The following is a 15,699-nucleotide window of genomic DNA, read 5'->3' as shown; positions in this document are numbered from 1 at the left end:
GGCGCGCGGCGGCAGGCGCGGGAGCCTGCGCCGCACCCGCGCCGGGGACCGCGACCGCGCCACCCGCGCCGCGTCCCCCCGGCGAGGCGCTCGGGGCGCGCGCTGCACCGGGAGCGTCCGGCGCGACCGCCGACGAGGCGTCCTTCTGGGCGTGTCCATCTCCCGCGCGCCACCGCCACGCCGCCACGGCGCACACGAGAATGATGACTCCCAGGATGATGACCCCGCGCTGTCGCACCGGCATTCCTCCGTTTCCGCCGAGGCTCAGTAGTGGCGGATGGCGTGATACGTGGTGTTGGCGGTGCGCAGGTTGTGCACGCAGCCGTACGCGCAGCCCTTGCACTCGTAGGCCCACATGTTGCCCCAGCCATCTCCCGACTCGTAGAGGAAGATGTGGCCCGCGCCGTCGATGTTGTAGACGAGCGCGTCCGCCGTCAGCAGGCTCTCCCGCGCGATGGTGCTCCACTGCGTGGTGTCCGAGTTGAAGCTCACCGTGCTGTAGGGGTGCGAGTCCGTCGACATGGTGGAGTTCGTGCTGGGCACCACCCAGACCTTGGCGAGGAAGCCCGAGCAGTCCGCGCCATACGAGCCGGTGTGCGTACAGCTGGGGCAATCACCCGCGCACGAGCCCGCCGCCTGCCCCGGCTTCCACGCGCCGTGGCCCCACCAATACGAGAAGCCCATCGCGCCCGTCGCGCGCGCCACCGCCGCGTCGCGCACGGTGGAGGACCCGGACACCTGGTTGAGGTACGTGCCCGAGGCCCAGCCCGTCACGCCGCTGTAGGTCACCTTGTACCAACCGCTGGAGGGACAGCCGTCACCCGCCTCGGTCGCGATGGCCGCGTCCGGCATGGTCAGCAGGATGCCGTAGGTCGTCGCGGGGCCGCTGCGCAGGTTCAGGCCCGTCGTCGTCTGGAGATTCGAGCCCGGCGTGACGCACACCGTGAGCGCGCTCTGGGTCGTGCCCACGCTCTCGTCCGCGCCCTGCAGCTCCACGCTGTCCACGGACGACGACGCACCACCACAGCCCGCCATCCACGCCACCACGGCCATCCACTTCAATGCATGACGACTCTGGTTCCACCGGCTCATCGAGACCTCCACATGCGACAGGGGGGCGAGCAGCCTACGGCGCCTGACACACAGCGCATAGCCCGCAAAACAAGTAGACGATGTTTTTCTGTTTCACACCGCCGAGCCCGATGTAGCAGAACCCGTCACGAACCCGATGCGCGGAGTAGCCCGGCGCGCCACGCCGCCCGCCGGAGGCCCCGCGCGCCCCGGCGGGCGCGGTACTCAATCCCAGCCACTCAGCCGCGCGCGCATGCCCAGGACCCAACGCTCCCACTCCTGGCGCCGCACCGTGGCCAGCACGCGCCCACCGACGATGGTGAGCCCCGCGAGCGTCATCACCAGGAAGCCCACGCGGTGGTCTCTCAGGCCCGCGTCCAGCACGTTCACCGCCACGTCGAGCGTGAGGAAGAGCGTGCCCATCGCCAGATAGGCGCGGATCCGCAGGGCCATCCCCGCCACCACGCCCAGCAAACACACGCCCCCGAAGACGAGCGCGGCGGTGCCATCCGGCGAGGCGCCCACGCTGAGCGACAGCCGCGCCGCGGCGGGGACATAGAGCAGCAACCCTCCGAGCACTCGCACCGCGTTGCGCGCGGCCTGCGGCAAGCTGGACGCGAAGAGCTGCCCCAACATCAGGAGCAGCAGGCCGAGCGGCGCCAGGTAGATTTCCAGGCCCTCCAGTCCGAACGCGAGCGCGCCCACCAGCAGCGACAGGTTGGTCGCCGCCGCCGCGAACGCGCCGAACAGACGGCTGCGCTCCAGCGCGCCCAACGCCGCGTACAAGAGGCCCGAGCCCGCCGCGAGCAGCGCCGCGTGCGCCGTCGCATCGCCCGGCAACACCCACGCCATGCCCACGGGGAGGAGCGCCGCGAAGCGCCGCGTCGCCTCCGCCACGGGCCGAACGCCCGCGCGGCGCGCCAGCACCGTCACGCCCACCAGCACGAAGCCGAGCAGGAGCGCGAAGAGCGCATCCGATTCCGGGCTCAGTCCGGGCGCGTACAGGTGGCGCACGAGCGCGTAGATGCCCACCACGGCGGTCTGCACGAAGTAGACATGGCGTCCGGTGTGCTCACGCCACGCGCAGTGCAGCGCCACGCCCACCGCGAGCCCGATGGCGCCCATGGACAGCGGCAGCGAATCCACCGACGCCCTGCCGCTCGCCGCGCCGCCCGCCAGCAAGAAGCCCATGAGGAGGAGGCCCGCATCGCGGCCCCAGCCCAGTCCCGTCGACAGGTCCTCGCGCCGCGTGCGCAGCAGCCGGTGCGCGACGTGGAGCGCGAGGACGCCCACCGTGGCCGCCAACGACAGCGCCGCGCCGCGCTGGGCCACCCACTCCAGGTAGCTCGATGGCGCAAGCGCCGCGAGCCGCGCGGTGAGGAACGTCGTGACCGCGGCGACCCCGGCGCTCCCCGCCACCATCGCCGCCACCGCCGCCATCCCCGTGGCGAAGGCCCCACGCCACGGCCGCGCCGCGACGAACACCGTCACCGCGAGCAGCGCCAGGGACGCAGGCAGCGCGATGAAAGGGAACCACCTCCCGAGCAGGACGCTGAGCACCGCCTCCCACAACAGCTGCGGCACCGCGAACGTCGGCGACGGCGTGCCTCCCGCCGCCAGCGCGTAGACACCGGCCACGCCGAGGAACGGGAGGACGGAGAGCTGGATGCGCACGCGCGTCGCGCTCTCGGACAGTCCTCGCCGGCGCACCCGCCACGGCGCACCCGCCACCACCGCGAGCGCCATCAGCACGAGCACCGGGCCCGGCCAGGACGCGAAGAACTCCGCGCGATGCGCCTGCGCGTGCACCAGCAGGATGAAGCCCACGCCCAGCACGGTGCGGCCCGCCCGGGGCGCTTGTCCCCACAGGAGCATGGCGCCCGTGAGGAACACCACGCCGGCCGAGCCCAGGCCGGGCTGGAAGAACGCCGCGAGGGCCACGAGCACCACCGCGAGGAGCGAGGCCTCGCGCAGGACCTCCAGGATGGGCCCGGGTAGCACCACCATCCGGGGCGCCAGCAGACGCGCGAGCGCGTGGCGCCAGGAGTTCACGTGCGCCACGACGACCGCCGCGACCGCGTAGGCCCCCCCCGCGAGCGACACGCCGAGGAGCGCGCGCAACCACAGGCCCGCGGGCGTAGCCCCCGGAGCCAGCCACGCTCGCGGCTCGAGCCAGCCCAGCGCCCCATCCGACGCGGCCACCGCCAGCGCGGAGGCCCACTGCCCCCCGGGAGGGTCGAGCGCCATCAAAGGCACGCCCCCCACTCCCCCCTGCGCGCACCAGAGCGCGGCACCGGGCAGGCCCAGCCACAGCGAGACCCGCGCGAGCCCCGCCGCGCGGAACGACACCGCGAGCAGCATCGCGAGCACCGCCGGCCCCAGCAGCAGGAGCGGCGGCACCAGCGCGAGCGCGCGCGTTGGCTCCGGATAGGACAGACGCGCTGCCGTCTGCAGCAGAACGAGCGCCAGCACCGCCACGCCCGCATGGGGTACGCCGTGATACAGCGGACCGTGCGTGGGGCTCTCCAGTCGACGCGCCAGCGCGGGTCCCCATCGCCGCGTCGCCAGCGCCACGCCCCACAGCCCCAGCCCCACCAGGGTCTGCCTCCACGCGACGACATCCGGCGGCAACGGCCGTCCCGCACGAAGCACGAGCGCCGTGAGCGCCATGAAGCCCGCGACCACCGCGAGCGTCGCCACCGAACCGCGCATCGCATACGAGACGAAGCCTCGCGACACGAACGCCACGAGCGCGGCCACCGTGAGCAAGCCACCCGTCAGCAGGAACGTGGAACGCTCGGCGGCGACCGGCGCGAGCAGCCACGGCAGCAGGGCCAGCGCGGCGAGCCCCGCTTGGATGAACGCCGCGGCGGCGAAACCATCCGTGAGCAGCATCCGTCCCCGGGCGCCCCAGGGCAGCGGCAGCGCGCCCAACACCTGACGCCCCTTGCTCGCGGGGGTCCCCGGCGCATGCGCCTCACGACCGCGCCCGGCCGCGACGAGCGCGAACGCCAGGGCCATCGCCGCGGCGATGAGCGCCGACAGCGCGCCAGGGCCCACGACGCCATCGTCCCCCGCCAGACCTTCGCCCACGCCACGTGAAGCGGCCAGCGCCGCGCCCGCGCCCCGCGACACCGCCAACGCGAGCGCCGAGGCCGCGGCGAAGGACACCAGTCGGCTCGCGTCGCGGCGCAGTCGGAGGAAGAGGACGAGCGCCGCGAAGCCGGGGACCGCGCACGCGACGAGCGCGTCCCAGGACGGCAGGAGATGTGCGGCGACGACAGGGAGCCCCGAGCCGCGCCCCCACACCGCGCCCACCACCGCGGCGAGGGTGAAGCCCAGCGACACATCCTCCAGCGGAACCAGCGCATGCCCGCTCCCCACGGCGCGGCGGGCCCACGCGGCTTGCACCAGCCCCACGAGCCCATACCCCGCGCCCAGCAGCACCAGCACGCCCGGCCCCGCGGCCTCCCCCGACAGCGCGGCCAGCACGCCCAGCCACAACGCCACCGCGCCCACGACATGGAGCCCACGCCAACGCCACCCCCCCGCGGCGTGCGCGGCGCCGGCGATGGCCAGCCCCGTCACCCACCGAGGCGCGAACCACACGGCATCCCAGCCCGAGGCCAGCACCGCGAACGCGGGCACCATCGCGACCGACACGACGAGGCTCCACGTCAACAGCCGGACGCGCGGGCCCTGCGCCGACGTGGCACGGGCCACGAGCATCAGCCCCGCCGCCGCCACGCCCACGCCCGCCAGCCACCCATCCACCGCCCAGGGCGTCACCAGCCGCGCCGCGAGTCCCCCCGTGAGCAGCACGGCCAACACGCCCGCGTGGATGAGCGCGCGGCGACGAATCTCACACAGGAAGTACACCGCCGCGGCCAGCGCCGGCGCCATCACCGAGGCGACATCCACGCGCAGGTCCGCGCCCGCCGCACACGAGAACGCGCCCAGTGCGCCCGCCAGCGCCCCACTGGCCAGCCCCGCATGCGCCAGCGTCTCGAACACCGGCCCGGCGCGAGGATGCGCGGCGCGCACCGACTCCAGGCTCGCGGCCACGGCCACGACGGCGGCGAGCAGCATCGCCCACAGCGTCATGTTCGCGAACAGGAGCCCTCCTGGAGCCAGCGCCTGGAAGCCCGAGGGCGCGCTCGCCACGACGAAGAGGCCCAGACACACCGCCCCATAGAGCGCGGCCCCCACGCTGACCCACGAGGCCCGCTCGAGGCCTCGACGTCGTTCCCGCCACACCGTGACGGCGAGCGCCCCCACGCCCACGCACGCACAGAGCGCTCGCGCCACGGGCGCCTCACCCCAGCGCATCAACGGCAGCCCCGCGAGCAGCGACGGCACGAGCGCGATCGCCAACGACGCGGTGGACACCCCGTGCAGCAAGCGCCCCGCGGTCCGCATCGGGACGAGCGCCAACCCCGCGCACCCGAGCGCCACGGCCACCCCCAGCCCGGGAGACAGCTCCACCAGCGCCGCGAGCGCGACGAACACGACGGGCAACAACGCCAATCCAATGCCCGCGAGGATGCGCGCGGCGGACAGCGAGCGCCGGCCCAGGAACCGCCCCAACCCGATGAAGGCCGCGTGGTAGCCGAGCAGCGCGCCCGTCACCAAGAGCTGGCGCGGAGCCCCGCCCAACGCGCGCCACGCCTCGCGCACGCCCATGAGCGAACCGCCCAGCACCAGCACCGCGCCCAGGAACCACCAGATGTATTCGTGAAGCCGAGGCGCACCCTCTTCGCGCCCGCCTCGCCCCACCGGCAAGTCGTCGAGCGCCACCACCGCTTCGAGCCCACCCCCCAACGCGCCCGAGTCCCCGCTCGCGTAGAGCGCCGAGCCCGCGCCCAGCGCCAGCCCCAGGTCCCCCTCGCTCCCGTCCTCTTCTTCGCCAGCGGTCCGAGCCGCCGCCTTGCGCGCCGCCTGCTCCCGCTCCTCGCGCGCCGCCTCTTCCAGCGTCCGGGCGAGCGCCGCGCCCCACCCCAACCCCCAGCCCTCCGACCGCTTCAACGAGGCCGCCACGCCCTCCGCCCAGGCCTCCACTTGTTGGGCCGCATCCGGCTCAGGAGGGGGCGGGACCTCCACGGAAACAACCGACACAGTCGGCACATGGGGAGCGCGAACCGCCGTCTCCAGGCGGTCCGCGAGGCCCGGAGACAGCAACCCCTCGGCCTGCCACTGGCCAATGTGGCGAAGGAGCCGCCCCTGCACGACGTGGTCGAGGTGCGGTTCGGAGAGGGGCACGAGGACAGCGCCACACTCGAGGCAGGCCCCCCCAGGCCCCTCCTCACGAACGCGCGCACAAACAAGGCAAATCATGTCCCGGCGAGCATACCGCCTCTCCGCTCACCCAAACGACACCCCCACCGGATGTTTCTTTCCAAGTCGCCAGCGAGGAGAAATGCTCGGGGACATGAGCGTACGGCAGTTCGACGTGGTCATCCTCGGCTCGGGCCCTGGTGGTGAAGGCGCCTCGATGAAGGCGGTGAAGTCGGGCCGCAAGGTCTGCACCGTGGAGCAGCGCCCCCTGGTGGGCGGGGCCTGCACTCACACCGCGACCATTCCCTCCAAGGCGCTGCGCCATGCCATCCAGCGCCTGATGGATGTGCAGCAGGACCATCCGCACCTGCGCACCGAGCTGGCGCGCCACACCCCGTTCAAGGACCTGCTGCGCGCGGCCACGTCCGTGGTGTCTCGCCAGGTGCAGCTGCGCACCACCTTCTACGAGCGCAACCGCGTGGACCTCGTCGTGGGCCGCGCCCGCTTCAAGGACGCGCACACGGTGGAGGTCTCGGATCCGCGCGGCTCCAGCGAGCTGCTCGCCGCCAGGTCCTTCGTCATCGCCACGGGCTCGCAGCCTTACCGGCCCCCTGGCGTGGACTTCAATCACCCGCGCGTCTTCGACTCGGACACCATCCTCGCGCTGCGCGACGCGCCGCTGACGATGATCATCTACGGCGCGGGAGTCATCGGCTGCGAATACGCCTCCATGTTCCGGATGCTCGGCGTGAAGGTGGACCTGGTGAACACGCGCGACCGGTTGCTGTCGTTCCTGGATGACGAAATCTCGGACGCGCTCTCGTACCACCTGCGTGAGCAGGGCGTGCTCATCCGACACCAGGAGGAGATGGCCCAGGTGGAGCCGCGCGATGACGGCGTGGTGCTGCACCTGAAGAGCGGCAAGCGCCTGCGCGCGGACATCTTCCTGTGGGCCAACGGACGCTCGGGCAACAGCCGAGACCTGGGCTTGGAGTCGCTGGGCATCGCCACCGACTCGCGCGGGTGCATCCAGGTGAACGACGCCTACCAGACCGCCGTGCCGCACATCTACGCGGTGGGTGACGTGGTGGGCGCGCCGTCGCTCGCGAGCGCCTCGTACGACCAGGGCCGCTTCGCCGCCACGCACATCGTCGAGGGCCGGCTGGAGCACAAGCTCGTCAAGGACATCCCCACGGGCATCTTCACCAGCCCGGAGATCAGCAGCCTGGGCCGCACCGAGCGCGAGCTGACCCAAGCGGGCGTGCCGTACGAAGTGGGCCACGCGTTCTTCAAGAGCCTGGCGCGCGCGCAAATCACCGGCCGCACGGTGGGCATGTTGAAGATTCTCTTCCACCGTCAGACGCGGGAGATCCTCGGCCTGCACTGCTTCGGCGACAACGCCTCGGAGATCATCCACATCGGCCAGGCCATCATGTCGCAGGAGGGGCCGGGCAACTGCATCGACTACTTCATCAACACGACGTTCAACTACCCCACCATGGCCGAGGCCTATCGCGTGGCCGCCCTCAATGGCGTGAACCGTCTGTTTTGATGAGCCCTCGCGGCGAGGCGCCCCATCGCCTCGCCTCGCCGCGCTCGCGCCGAGCGAGAATCACTCCCCCTCGGGTGGCGCTCGAAGGACGACGCGGCCCTCGGCGGCGGCCTGCGTCGCGAGCCCGAGATAGGGCCTGGACTCGGACAGGAACTCCGGGAGCAGCGCCTCCTCGAGTTTCTGCTCCTGGGTCGCGGGCAACTCGGCGAAGGTCGCATGGACTCGCGCCTCGACCTGCCCGGCCCAACTGCTCGCATGGCCTTCCTCGAAGATGACCTGCGAGCGCACGTCCCCCAGCACCAGGAGCATGTTGTTGCTGCCGCTCCCCTCGATGAACGGCACGTCCACGTCCCCGAGCAACTGCATGTCTCCCGAGGTGAAGAGCCCCGGGGCGGACAAGGCCCCCACGACCGTGACGCAGGAGTCCGGGCCCCTGTCCAAGAGCGGGTGCGCGGCGCGCACCGAGCCCAGGAAGACGACGGGAGCGATCCACTGCGTCGGCTGGGTGAGGATGACGTTCGCGGCGACAATCCGCGGCTCGCGCCACTCGCGCTGCTCCACCGTGACGGTGGGCAACTCCGCGGGCAGCAGTTCGCGGAGCGCCAACGACCACATGGCCTGAAGCGAGGGATTGCCACCTTCGCTCAGCCACTGCGCCGGCCCTTCCTGTGACACCTCCGCGAACTCCTCCGGCGTCGGCAAGGTCCAGGTGGCGGCCAGCACCTCGCGCTGCGCTTCGGTGAGGCGGGCCAATACCCGAGCCCAGGCCACGCTCCACTCCGTGGCGGAGAAATCCGGTCGATAGTCGAGGGGTGTGCTCATCGGGCCGGCATGAAGGCGTGCCGCGGACACCGCGTCAACCCACTTCGCCCAACAGCCACAGCGTTCGAGCGGGCGCGGCGGAGCCTTCAATCGCGCAAGTAATGGCAGGTGTAGCCCCCTGGATGTTTCACCAGGTAGTCCTGGTGGTACTCCTCGGCCGGCGTGAACTCGCCCGCGGGAGCAATCTGGGTCACGACCGGCCGCGACCACTTGCCAGAGGCCTCCACGCGCGCTCGAACCTTCTCGGCCACGCGCCGCTGCTCATCGGACAAGGTGAAGATGGCCGAGCGGTACTGCGTGCCCACGTCATTGCCCTGACGATTGAGCGTGGTGGGGTCGTGCATCCGGAAGTACCACTTCTCCAGGAGCCCCTCGTAGGTGAGCAGCCGTGGATCGAACACCACGCGCACCGACTCCGCATGGCCGGTGCGGCCCGTGCTCACGTCCGCGTAGGTCGGTGCCGCGCCCGTGGGTGCGCCGCCCGTGTACCCCACCTCCGTGGAGATGACGCCCGGCACCTTGCGCAAGAGGTCCTCCATCCCCCAGAAGCAGCCCCCCGCGAGCAGCGCAGTCTCGCGCGCCGCCATCGCTGGCGCCGCGCGACCGAACAACGGCAACAGCGCGCCATAGCCTTCCTTCGCGAGCGCACTCACGGGCACGAAGCGCAGGGCCGCCGAGTTGATGCAGTAGCGCAGGCCCAGTGGCTTCGGCCCGTCCTCGAACACGTGGCCCAGGTGCGAGCCCGCTTCCTTCGAGCGCACCTCCACCCGCGCCATCCCCAGGCTCTCGTCCCGGGACTCCACGACATGGGACGCCTCCACCGGGCGCGTGAAGCTGGGCCAGCCCGTCCCCGAGTCGAACTTGTCGCGCGAGGAGAAGAGCGGCTCGCCGCTCACCACGTCCACGTAGAGCCCCTCCTCGTGGTTGTTCCAATACGCGTTGCGGAAGGGCGGCTCCGTCGCGCCCTGCTGGGTCACCGCATAGGACTCGGAGGAGAGCGTTCGCCGCAGCTCCGCGTCCGAGGGATGCGCCCCCGGCGCCGCGCCGCGGGCCTCGGTGCAAGCCGCCAGGGCGAGGACCCACCCCAAGGCCACCAGCCCCACGGCGCTCCAGCGGAACAACGGCCCACGCCGCTCACGGCGAGGCGCGGTGGGAACAACCAGGACATCCGACGACATGGGCTCGGCCTCCGGGCACGCCGTCCCGTGGGGACGGCCTCTCTCCCGGATACGCGCGAGGCCAATATCTGGTTTCAGCCCAACGCGAGGACACTCGCCCGACGAGCGGGCAGGAAGCGCCGCACCCACTCCCACCCGAAGGCGGAGAAGGTCAGCACGCCCATCATTCCGCTGAACAACCACAGCCCCATGAGGACGGCGATGCCCAGGTGCATCCCCAGCGTCAGCAGCACCCACGATGGCCGAGTCCGCGCTGGCCAGATGAGCACCGGATAGCCCACCTCGATGACCAGCGTGCCCCAGCTCGCCAGCTTCACCAGCCAGGGCACCTGCGCCAGCCAGGCGAAGTCGAACTGCCCATACTGCGGCTGCATCAAGACCTCCCAGAGCGCCGTCCCGTCCCGCCAGGTGGGCCCCACGAGCTTCTCCGCCCCGGTGGCGAAGTAGATGACACACAGATGCAACTGCAATACGCGCAGCGACAGCGTGGCCTCCGGCGACGGCGCCCCCGAGGCCCGGCCCGCGCGGCGGTCCCACGAGAACGCTTCACCCACCGGCATCACCGCGCAATAGAACAAGCTGATGTGCGCGAAGGTCTCCACGCCGTAGGCGAAGAAGTTGCCGCTGTTGAGCAGGACCGAGTGGGCCAGCCACGCGACGAGCGCGCACACCCGCGTCCGCCATCCAAGCAGCAACCCCACCAGCGCCAGGGCATAGGTGAACACCACCGCGCGGACCCCCTGATCGGGTGAGAGTCCCCACTGGCCCAGGAACGCAGTCACCCGGTCCAGCCGAGGCATCCCCGGCGCGGCCAGGGCCTCGGAGACACTCCAGGGCACCAATCCCCGGCTGCCGAGCAGCTCGGGCAACGTGTCCGCCAGGCTCCCCACCTGGAAGAGCAAGAGCAACGCGACGCCCACGCGAAAGACCGCGAGCGGCTCGGGGGAGCCGGGGCTGGAGAAGAAGGCCACCCAGCGCGGGGCGGCGGCGGGCCTCGACGAAGCGAGCGTGCTCATGGGGCACCCACTCCTGTCTGCGGCTCCGAGACCGGAGCGCGGTGTTCAAACACGGCGCGGTAGGCGTCCATCCACTCCGGCCGGTCCCCCGCGCGGTACGCCTCCATGGAGGGGAGCCGGAGCGCCTCCACCCGCACCGTCACCGAGCGCGCGTCCGGATGGCGGCCGAACATCGCCGCGGCCCAAGAACGTGCGAGAGGGTCCTGCACGTCCTTGAGGCCGAAGCGCAGCAGCATGGAGTGGATGCGCAGGTTCATCGCCGCGCTGTCGAAGCGGAAGTCATCGCGAATCTCTCCGCCTGACTCCCGCTCCGCGCGGAACGACACCCGCACCGCCGGACTCACGCCCGGCGCGAAGAAGCTGAACTGGCTGCTGGCTCCGGACCAGGCGGCATAGACCTGGCCTATCGAGCCCAACGACCCCAGGACCTGGAGGGGCCGCAGGCCGAGCGCGCTGGAGAGCACAAGCAAGAGATGGACTGCCGCCAGCGACATCAGAAGCGCGTGGCGCGCCGTCAAGGTGGTGAAGGGCAGGCGCATGGGGGTCCTCGAAGCACCGGAGGCAAACCTCCGGTGCGCGCAAGGTCAGGTCCATCGAGACGGCGCCCCGCTCACCGGGGATTGGGGCGGGGCCGAGGGCTCAGTTGCCGCAACCGCCGGTGCCACCGAGGATGCCGCCCAACAGGGCGCCCCCGTTGCCGGTGCCGAGCAGGTTGCCCAGCAGACCGCCCCCCCCCAGCAGGCTGCCCAGCAGACCGCCACAGCCGCAGGTGCTGCCGTCGCCGTTGCCGAGCGCGTTCACCTTCTCGGCGGCGGGGTTCGAGTCCTTGGAGACGAGAACGACCTCTTGGAGCGGAACGGCCTCGCGGGGGTTGTTGACCTTGAAGTCCGGGCCCTTGGCGACGGCCGCCGTGGTCCCGAGCGCGACGACGCACAGCACCGCAGCCCGACCCGCCATCAGATGAAGCTTCTTCCAGTTTGCACGCATTGGCCGCTCTCCTTTGTCAGTACAGCTGGGCCAATCTCGGCTCGTGACATGAAAGAGCAACCATCCCCCGAATCGCGGCCATGTGTCTGACGGAGGGCGAAGTGCGTCGCCAAGGCCAGCAAGCGGGCGATACAGCGCGAATGTATCGCCCGCGGGTCAACACGCCGCGCTCTCTGAATCCAGGAGCGCTGGAACGCGGCGCGCCCCAGCCCGCCGCTGCGGTGCCCTTCAGCGGCGGCGTGGAGCGGCTCGTCACGCGCGGGCTTCGGGAAGATGCGCCGCGCGCGACGTTCCTTCGGAAGAACTCGGAGGTCTCATGCAACGTGGTGCGCTTCTTCTGGCCCTCGCGGGCTTCCTGCCCTGGAAGGCCTGGGCGGCTCCTCACACGACTCAACTGACACCCCAGAACGCCGCCACCCAATGCACCGCGCGCGCGCCGTGCACCCAGCCCACGGTGGATGGCTGGGTGCCTCCGCTCGAGTACGCGGACGGCAAGAAGTTCCCCATGCAGGACTACGTGAACGGCGGCCCCAACGGCGAGCTGTACCTGCTCGTCAGCGACGACGCCTCCTACGGCACCAGCGTCTGCAACACGGGCACCGCGCGCGCGGCAGGCATCCCCGCGACGGTGGCCAACCCTTGCGTCAACCAAACCCTGTTCATCGGCCTGCGCCTGCCGCGCCCCAAGGACGCCAATGGCAATCTCCTGAATCCCTCGGGCCTCGTCACGGTCTGGCTGGACGCCAACCGCGATGACACCCTCAACGCCGTGGCGGGCGCGGACCTCCCTCGCGCCGAGGACCGACGCATCGTGCTCCGCTACAGCACGGGCCCCTCGGGCATCAGCAGCGTCACGCAGAGCCAGGGAGATGGCACGGGAGCCTGGGTCGCCAGCACGTCCGGGGCGGCCTGGGCGACCACGGCCTCGGTCACGCTGCCCGCCGCGGAGCCGGGGTTCGTGCACATCGAGCTGTCCGTGAAGCTGCGGCCCACCAAGTCGCTCACGCTCGTCAGCGAGCCGCTCACCGCAAGCGTGCGCAAGATGGGCCTCGCCATCCAGAGCTCGCCGTTCGCCATCGCGGGCGCCACCCAGAAGATGGGCGGCGGCATCTTCTACAACAACAAGAACCGGCTCCCCGCGGACAACCTGCCCGGCACCTGGGAGACTCTCGAGTTCAAGGCGCCCACGCCCATCCCCTTGAGCCTCAGCATGTGGAACGTGGGGCAGATGCCCGACGTGACGTTCTGGGTTCCGGATGGGGGCTCGGGAGAAATCGACACGGTCGCGCAGCAGCTCTTCAAGAAGGAGGTCGCCTGCGTCTCGGAGATCTGGATGTCCCACGAGCGAGGCGAGCTCCTCGAGAAGGTCAACGCCCTGCGCGCCGCCGAACTCCTGCCGCCCATGCAGGCCATCACCGAGCAGAACGACGAGCTTCTCCGGCCCTCCACCGAGAGCACGGGCCTGGTGCTCTTGTCCTCGCGCCAGATTCTCGAAGGCGGCGTGCACCACTTCCCGTCGAACTTCTGCACCGGCATGGACTGCCTCCAGGACAAGGGGGTGCTCTGGGCGCGCATCGCCACCCCCGCGGCCACCACGCCCGTGCTCGCCAATGACGACTCCGGTGCGCCCCACATCGCCTCGGGGACGGACTACGGCGAGTTCGTCGACGTCTTCTGCACCCACGTCAACGCGGGCGACAACACCCCAGGCAACGACACCGACGCGCGCGAGAAGCAATTCACCGACATGGCGGCGTATGTCCATCAGGTCCGCCAGGGTGGCCCGCTCACGGCCAACAGCGGCGCCTATCAGCTCGGGGACAACGACGTGTTCCCCTCCGGGACGTGGCCGAGCGGGCTCGACCGTCCGGCCTTCCTCATGGGCGACCTCAACACCGTCGGCCCCAAGGCCACCCAGGCTGACAGCGGCTTCGCGGGCTACCAGCGGATGATGGGCTCCGGCCAACTCAACCTCTCCGCTCGCACGGAGTTCGAGAAGGCCAACTCCACCTTCTCCAAGGCCCGGGACCTGGCCCGCACGGCCTCCGGCGCGGACCCCATGGCCACGGGCACCTGGGTGTCCAGCCAGTGCACGTCCGACGTGGCGACCCAACTGAGCACCCGGGACCGCATCGACTATGTCCTCGTGTTCCCGCCCGAGGACGGGCCGGAGTTCCCCAGCTTCGCGCTGCTCAAGGAGCCCACGGCCAGCGTGGACCCACACTTCGACCCGGACTCCGTCTTCTACTTCCCGGAGCTCGGCCAGACCTTCTCCCAATGCCTGTCGGACCACGCCATGGTGGATGTGAATGTCACCCTGGCCCGCGTGCGTGATGTCTTGAAATACAACCCCGCGCGTCCCCACCGCGTCGAGTACGCGGTGAAGCAGGTCACGGACTTGGAGACGGCGAGCGGCTGCTGCGCGGACTGGTACACGCCCCGGGTGCGCATGCAAACCAATGGCTTCTGGCGAGAGAATGCCTATCTGAACATCATGGAGGACCAGATCATCTACCCCAACTGGTTCGTGCACACCGGGCCAGACAATCCCACGCAGTTCCCGGACCTGCCCTCGCTGTTCCTGGGCACCGCGTCCATGACCTCCGCCATCTGGGAGGAGGACGTGGGCCCCTCGGACCACTACGACTCCATCCCCGAGGGCGGCGCGGGCACGGCGGTGGACGAGCGGGACGCGCACTTCACGTTCTTCGCCAGCAGCGGCTTGTTCCGGCGCGTGAAGGGCGAGGCGCAAGCCAATGACTGGCTCACCCCCATCGAGACGGTGGCCAACTTCCAGAGCGGATACGAGCACGGCGTCACTCTGGAAACGGCAGGCCAGGACCATGCCACCGAGAACAACGCGCGCGTGCGGCACTACTTCAACGTGAAGGAGTTGGAAGCGCCATGAGAGCCAAGAACCTGGGGTACGCACTGCTCACCCTCGCGCTGGGCGGCACGGCCCACGCACTCGAACCCATGGTGCCGTATGACAACTTCAACCCCATGCGTCCGAGCACGGGGCGCACCGTGAAGATTCGCGGGCTCGACCCCGCGCGCTGGGCCAACGAGCAGACGGGCACGCGCGTCGAGTCGGTCCGGGAGCTGGCCTTCACCCGCCTGCACTTGAAGAGCCGCGCCACGGCGGGCGCGGGGCGCTACGGGTTGGCGTTCACGAATCCCGCTCGGGTGACGGCCATCGAGGCCAAGGTGCGTCTGAACAACGCCCGCAGCCTGGGATGCCTGGCCCCCCAGGCCGGCACGGCGACGAGCATGGCGGAGCTGAGTGGCACCTTCTTCAACGCGGGCACCGTCACCGCGGGCAGCGCGAAGGATGACGTCACCGCCGCCATTCACGTCGTCTCGCGCTCAACGGACATTCCAGGCTCCCAGGAGCTGCGGGTGGAAGCGACGGTCGCCCAGTGCCTGGACGCGGCGTGCGCCACGCGGAGCGCGCTCTTCACCCAGGACCTGGGCATGGTGCACCAGGGTGAACAGACGCGGCTGCGGATGCAGTGGGATGCGGCGAATCATCGCTTCATCTTCCAGCGCGACGAGCAGGCAGAGGTCTACGGCGCCTATGCCGTCGCGGACGTCCAGACGCCCAGCCAGCAAGGCAAGGGTTTGCGGGTGACACACGAGCTGCCCACCTGCCCCGCCAGCGACCCCGCGCCCTTGGGCTACGCGAACGCCTACTTCCACGACGTGCTCGTCAACAAGTCCGCCGCGCCCTGAGTCAGGACAAGGACCGCGGGGTCGCACGAAGCGGCCCCGCGCCACCACGCCCCAGGAGCCATGCCAG

10 protein-coding genes and 1 pseudogene are annotated in these 15,699 nt (G+C 70.9%); 3 read left to right on the top strand and 8 right to left on the bottom strand.

Features of this window, described 5'->3' with window-relative positions; translation table 11 throughout:
- The 3 genes and pseudogenes from KRR26_RS28970 to KRR26_RS28960 form a co-directional block, all read right to left on the bottom strand.
- A pseudogene (locus KRR26_RS28970) lies at positions 1-244 on the bottom strand (hypothetical protein); the annotation flags it as partial.
- 20 nt (positions 245-264) lie between these two features.
- Complete coding sequence (locus tag KRR26_RS28965) at positions 265-1,092, bottom strand: SH3 domain-containing protein (protein WP_217081381.1); 828 nt, start codon at positions 1,090-1,092, stop codon at positions 265-267.
- A gap of 204 nt (positions 1,093-1,296) precedes the next feature.
- Positions 1,297-6,330 (bottom strand): hypothetical protein, encoded by a 5,034-nt coding sequence (locus tag KRR26_RS28960; protein ID WP_328707231.1) that lies wholly within the window; start codon positions 6,328-6,330, stop codon positions 1,297-1,299.
- Between the two features lie 169 nt (positions 6,331-6,499).
- Between KRR26_RS28960 and sthA the strand changes: the two genes are divergently transcribed.
- Positions 6,500-7,897, top strand: coding sequence for a Si-specific NAD(P)(+) transhydrogenase (gene sthA / locus KRR26_RS28955; protein WP_120202332.1), 1,398 nt, complete (start codon positions 6,500-6,502; stop codon positions 7,895-7,897).
- A 60-nt stretch (positions 7,898-7,957) separates the two neighbouring features.
- Here sthA and KRR26_RS28950 read toward each other — a convergent pair whose 3' ends face one another.
- From KRR26_RS28950 to KRR26_RS28930, 5 genes are all read right to left on the bottom strand, one after another.
- Positions 7,958-8,719 (bottom strand): hypothetical protein, encoded by a 762-nt coding sequence (locus KRR26_RS28950; protein ID WP_217081379.1) that lies wholly within the window; start codon positions 8,717-8,719, stop codon positions 7,958-7,960.
- An 86-nt stretch (positions 8,720-8,805) separates the two neighbouring features.
- Entirely contained in the window at positions 8,806-9,897 is a 1,092-nt protein-coding gene (locus KRR26_RS28945) for a bifunctional methionine sulfoxide reductase B/A protein (RefSeq protein ID WP_217081378.1), read from the bottom strand.
- Positions 9,898-9,971: 74 nt separating this feature from the next.
- A complete protein-coding gene (locus KRR26_RS28940; protein WP_120201884.1) occupies positions 9,972-10,913 on the bottom strand; it encodes an HTTM domain-containing protein in 942 nt (313 codons plus the stop codon).
- Positions 10,910-11,452 carry a hypothetical protein gene (locus KRR26_RS28935; RefSeq protein ID WP_120201886.1) on the bottom strand — a complete coding sequence of 181 codons (543 nt, stop codon included), beginning with the start codon at positions 11,450-11,452 and terminating at the stop codon, positions 10,910-10,912. The genes KRR26_RS28940 and KRR26_RS28935 overlap by 4 nt, the downstream gene beginning before the upstream one ends.
- A 100-nt stretch (positions 11,453-11,552) precedes the next feature.
- Positions 11,553-11,900: a hypothetical protein gene (locus KRR26_RS28930; protein WP_199723647.1), complete on the bottom strand. Its 348-nt coding sequence runs from the start codon at positions 11,898-11,900 to the stop codon at positions 11,553-11,555.
- A gap of 316 nt (positions 11,901-12,216) precedes the next feature.
- Between KRR26_RS28930 and KRR26_RS28925 the strand changes: the two genes are divergently transcribed.
- Together KRR26_RS28925 and KRR26_RS28920 are read left to right on the top strand one after the other, a co-directional pair.
- Positions 12,217-14,808, top strand: coding sequence for an exonuclease/endonuclease/phosphatase family protein (locus KRR26_RS28925; protein WP_217081377.1), 2,592 nt, complete (start codon positions 12,217-12,219; stop codon positions 14,806-14,808).
- On the top strand, positions 14,805-15,632 hold the full coding sequence (locus KRR26_RS28920; RefSeq protein WP_217081376.1) for a hypothetical protein: 828 nt from the start codon (positions 14,805-14,807) through the stop codon (positions 15,630-15,632). The genes KRR26_RS28925 and KRR26_RS28920 overlap by 4 nt, the downstream gene beginning before the upstream one ends.
- The last annotated feature ends 67 nt before the right edge of the window (positions 15,633-15,699 follow it).

The sequence above is a fragment of the Citreicoccus inhibens genome (genome assembly GCF_019039035.1).
GTDB classification, from domain to species: domain Bacteria; phylum Myxococcota; class Myxococcia; order Myxococcales; family Myxococcaceae; genus Citreicoccus; species Citreicoccus inhibens.
The sequence above is the reverse complement of the archived record's forward strand: the minus strand, read 5'-3'. Positions and strand labels throughout refer to the sequence as shown.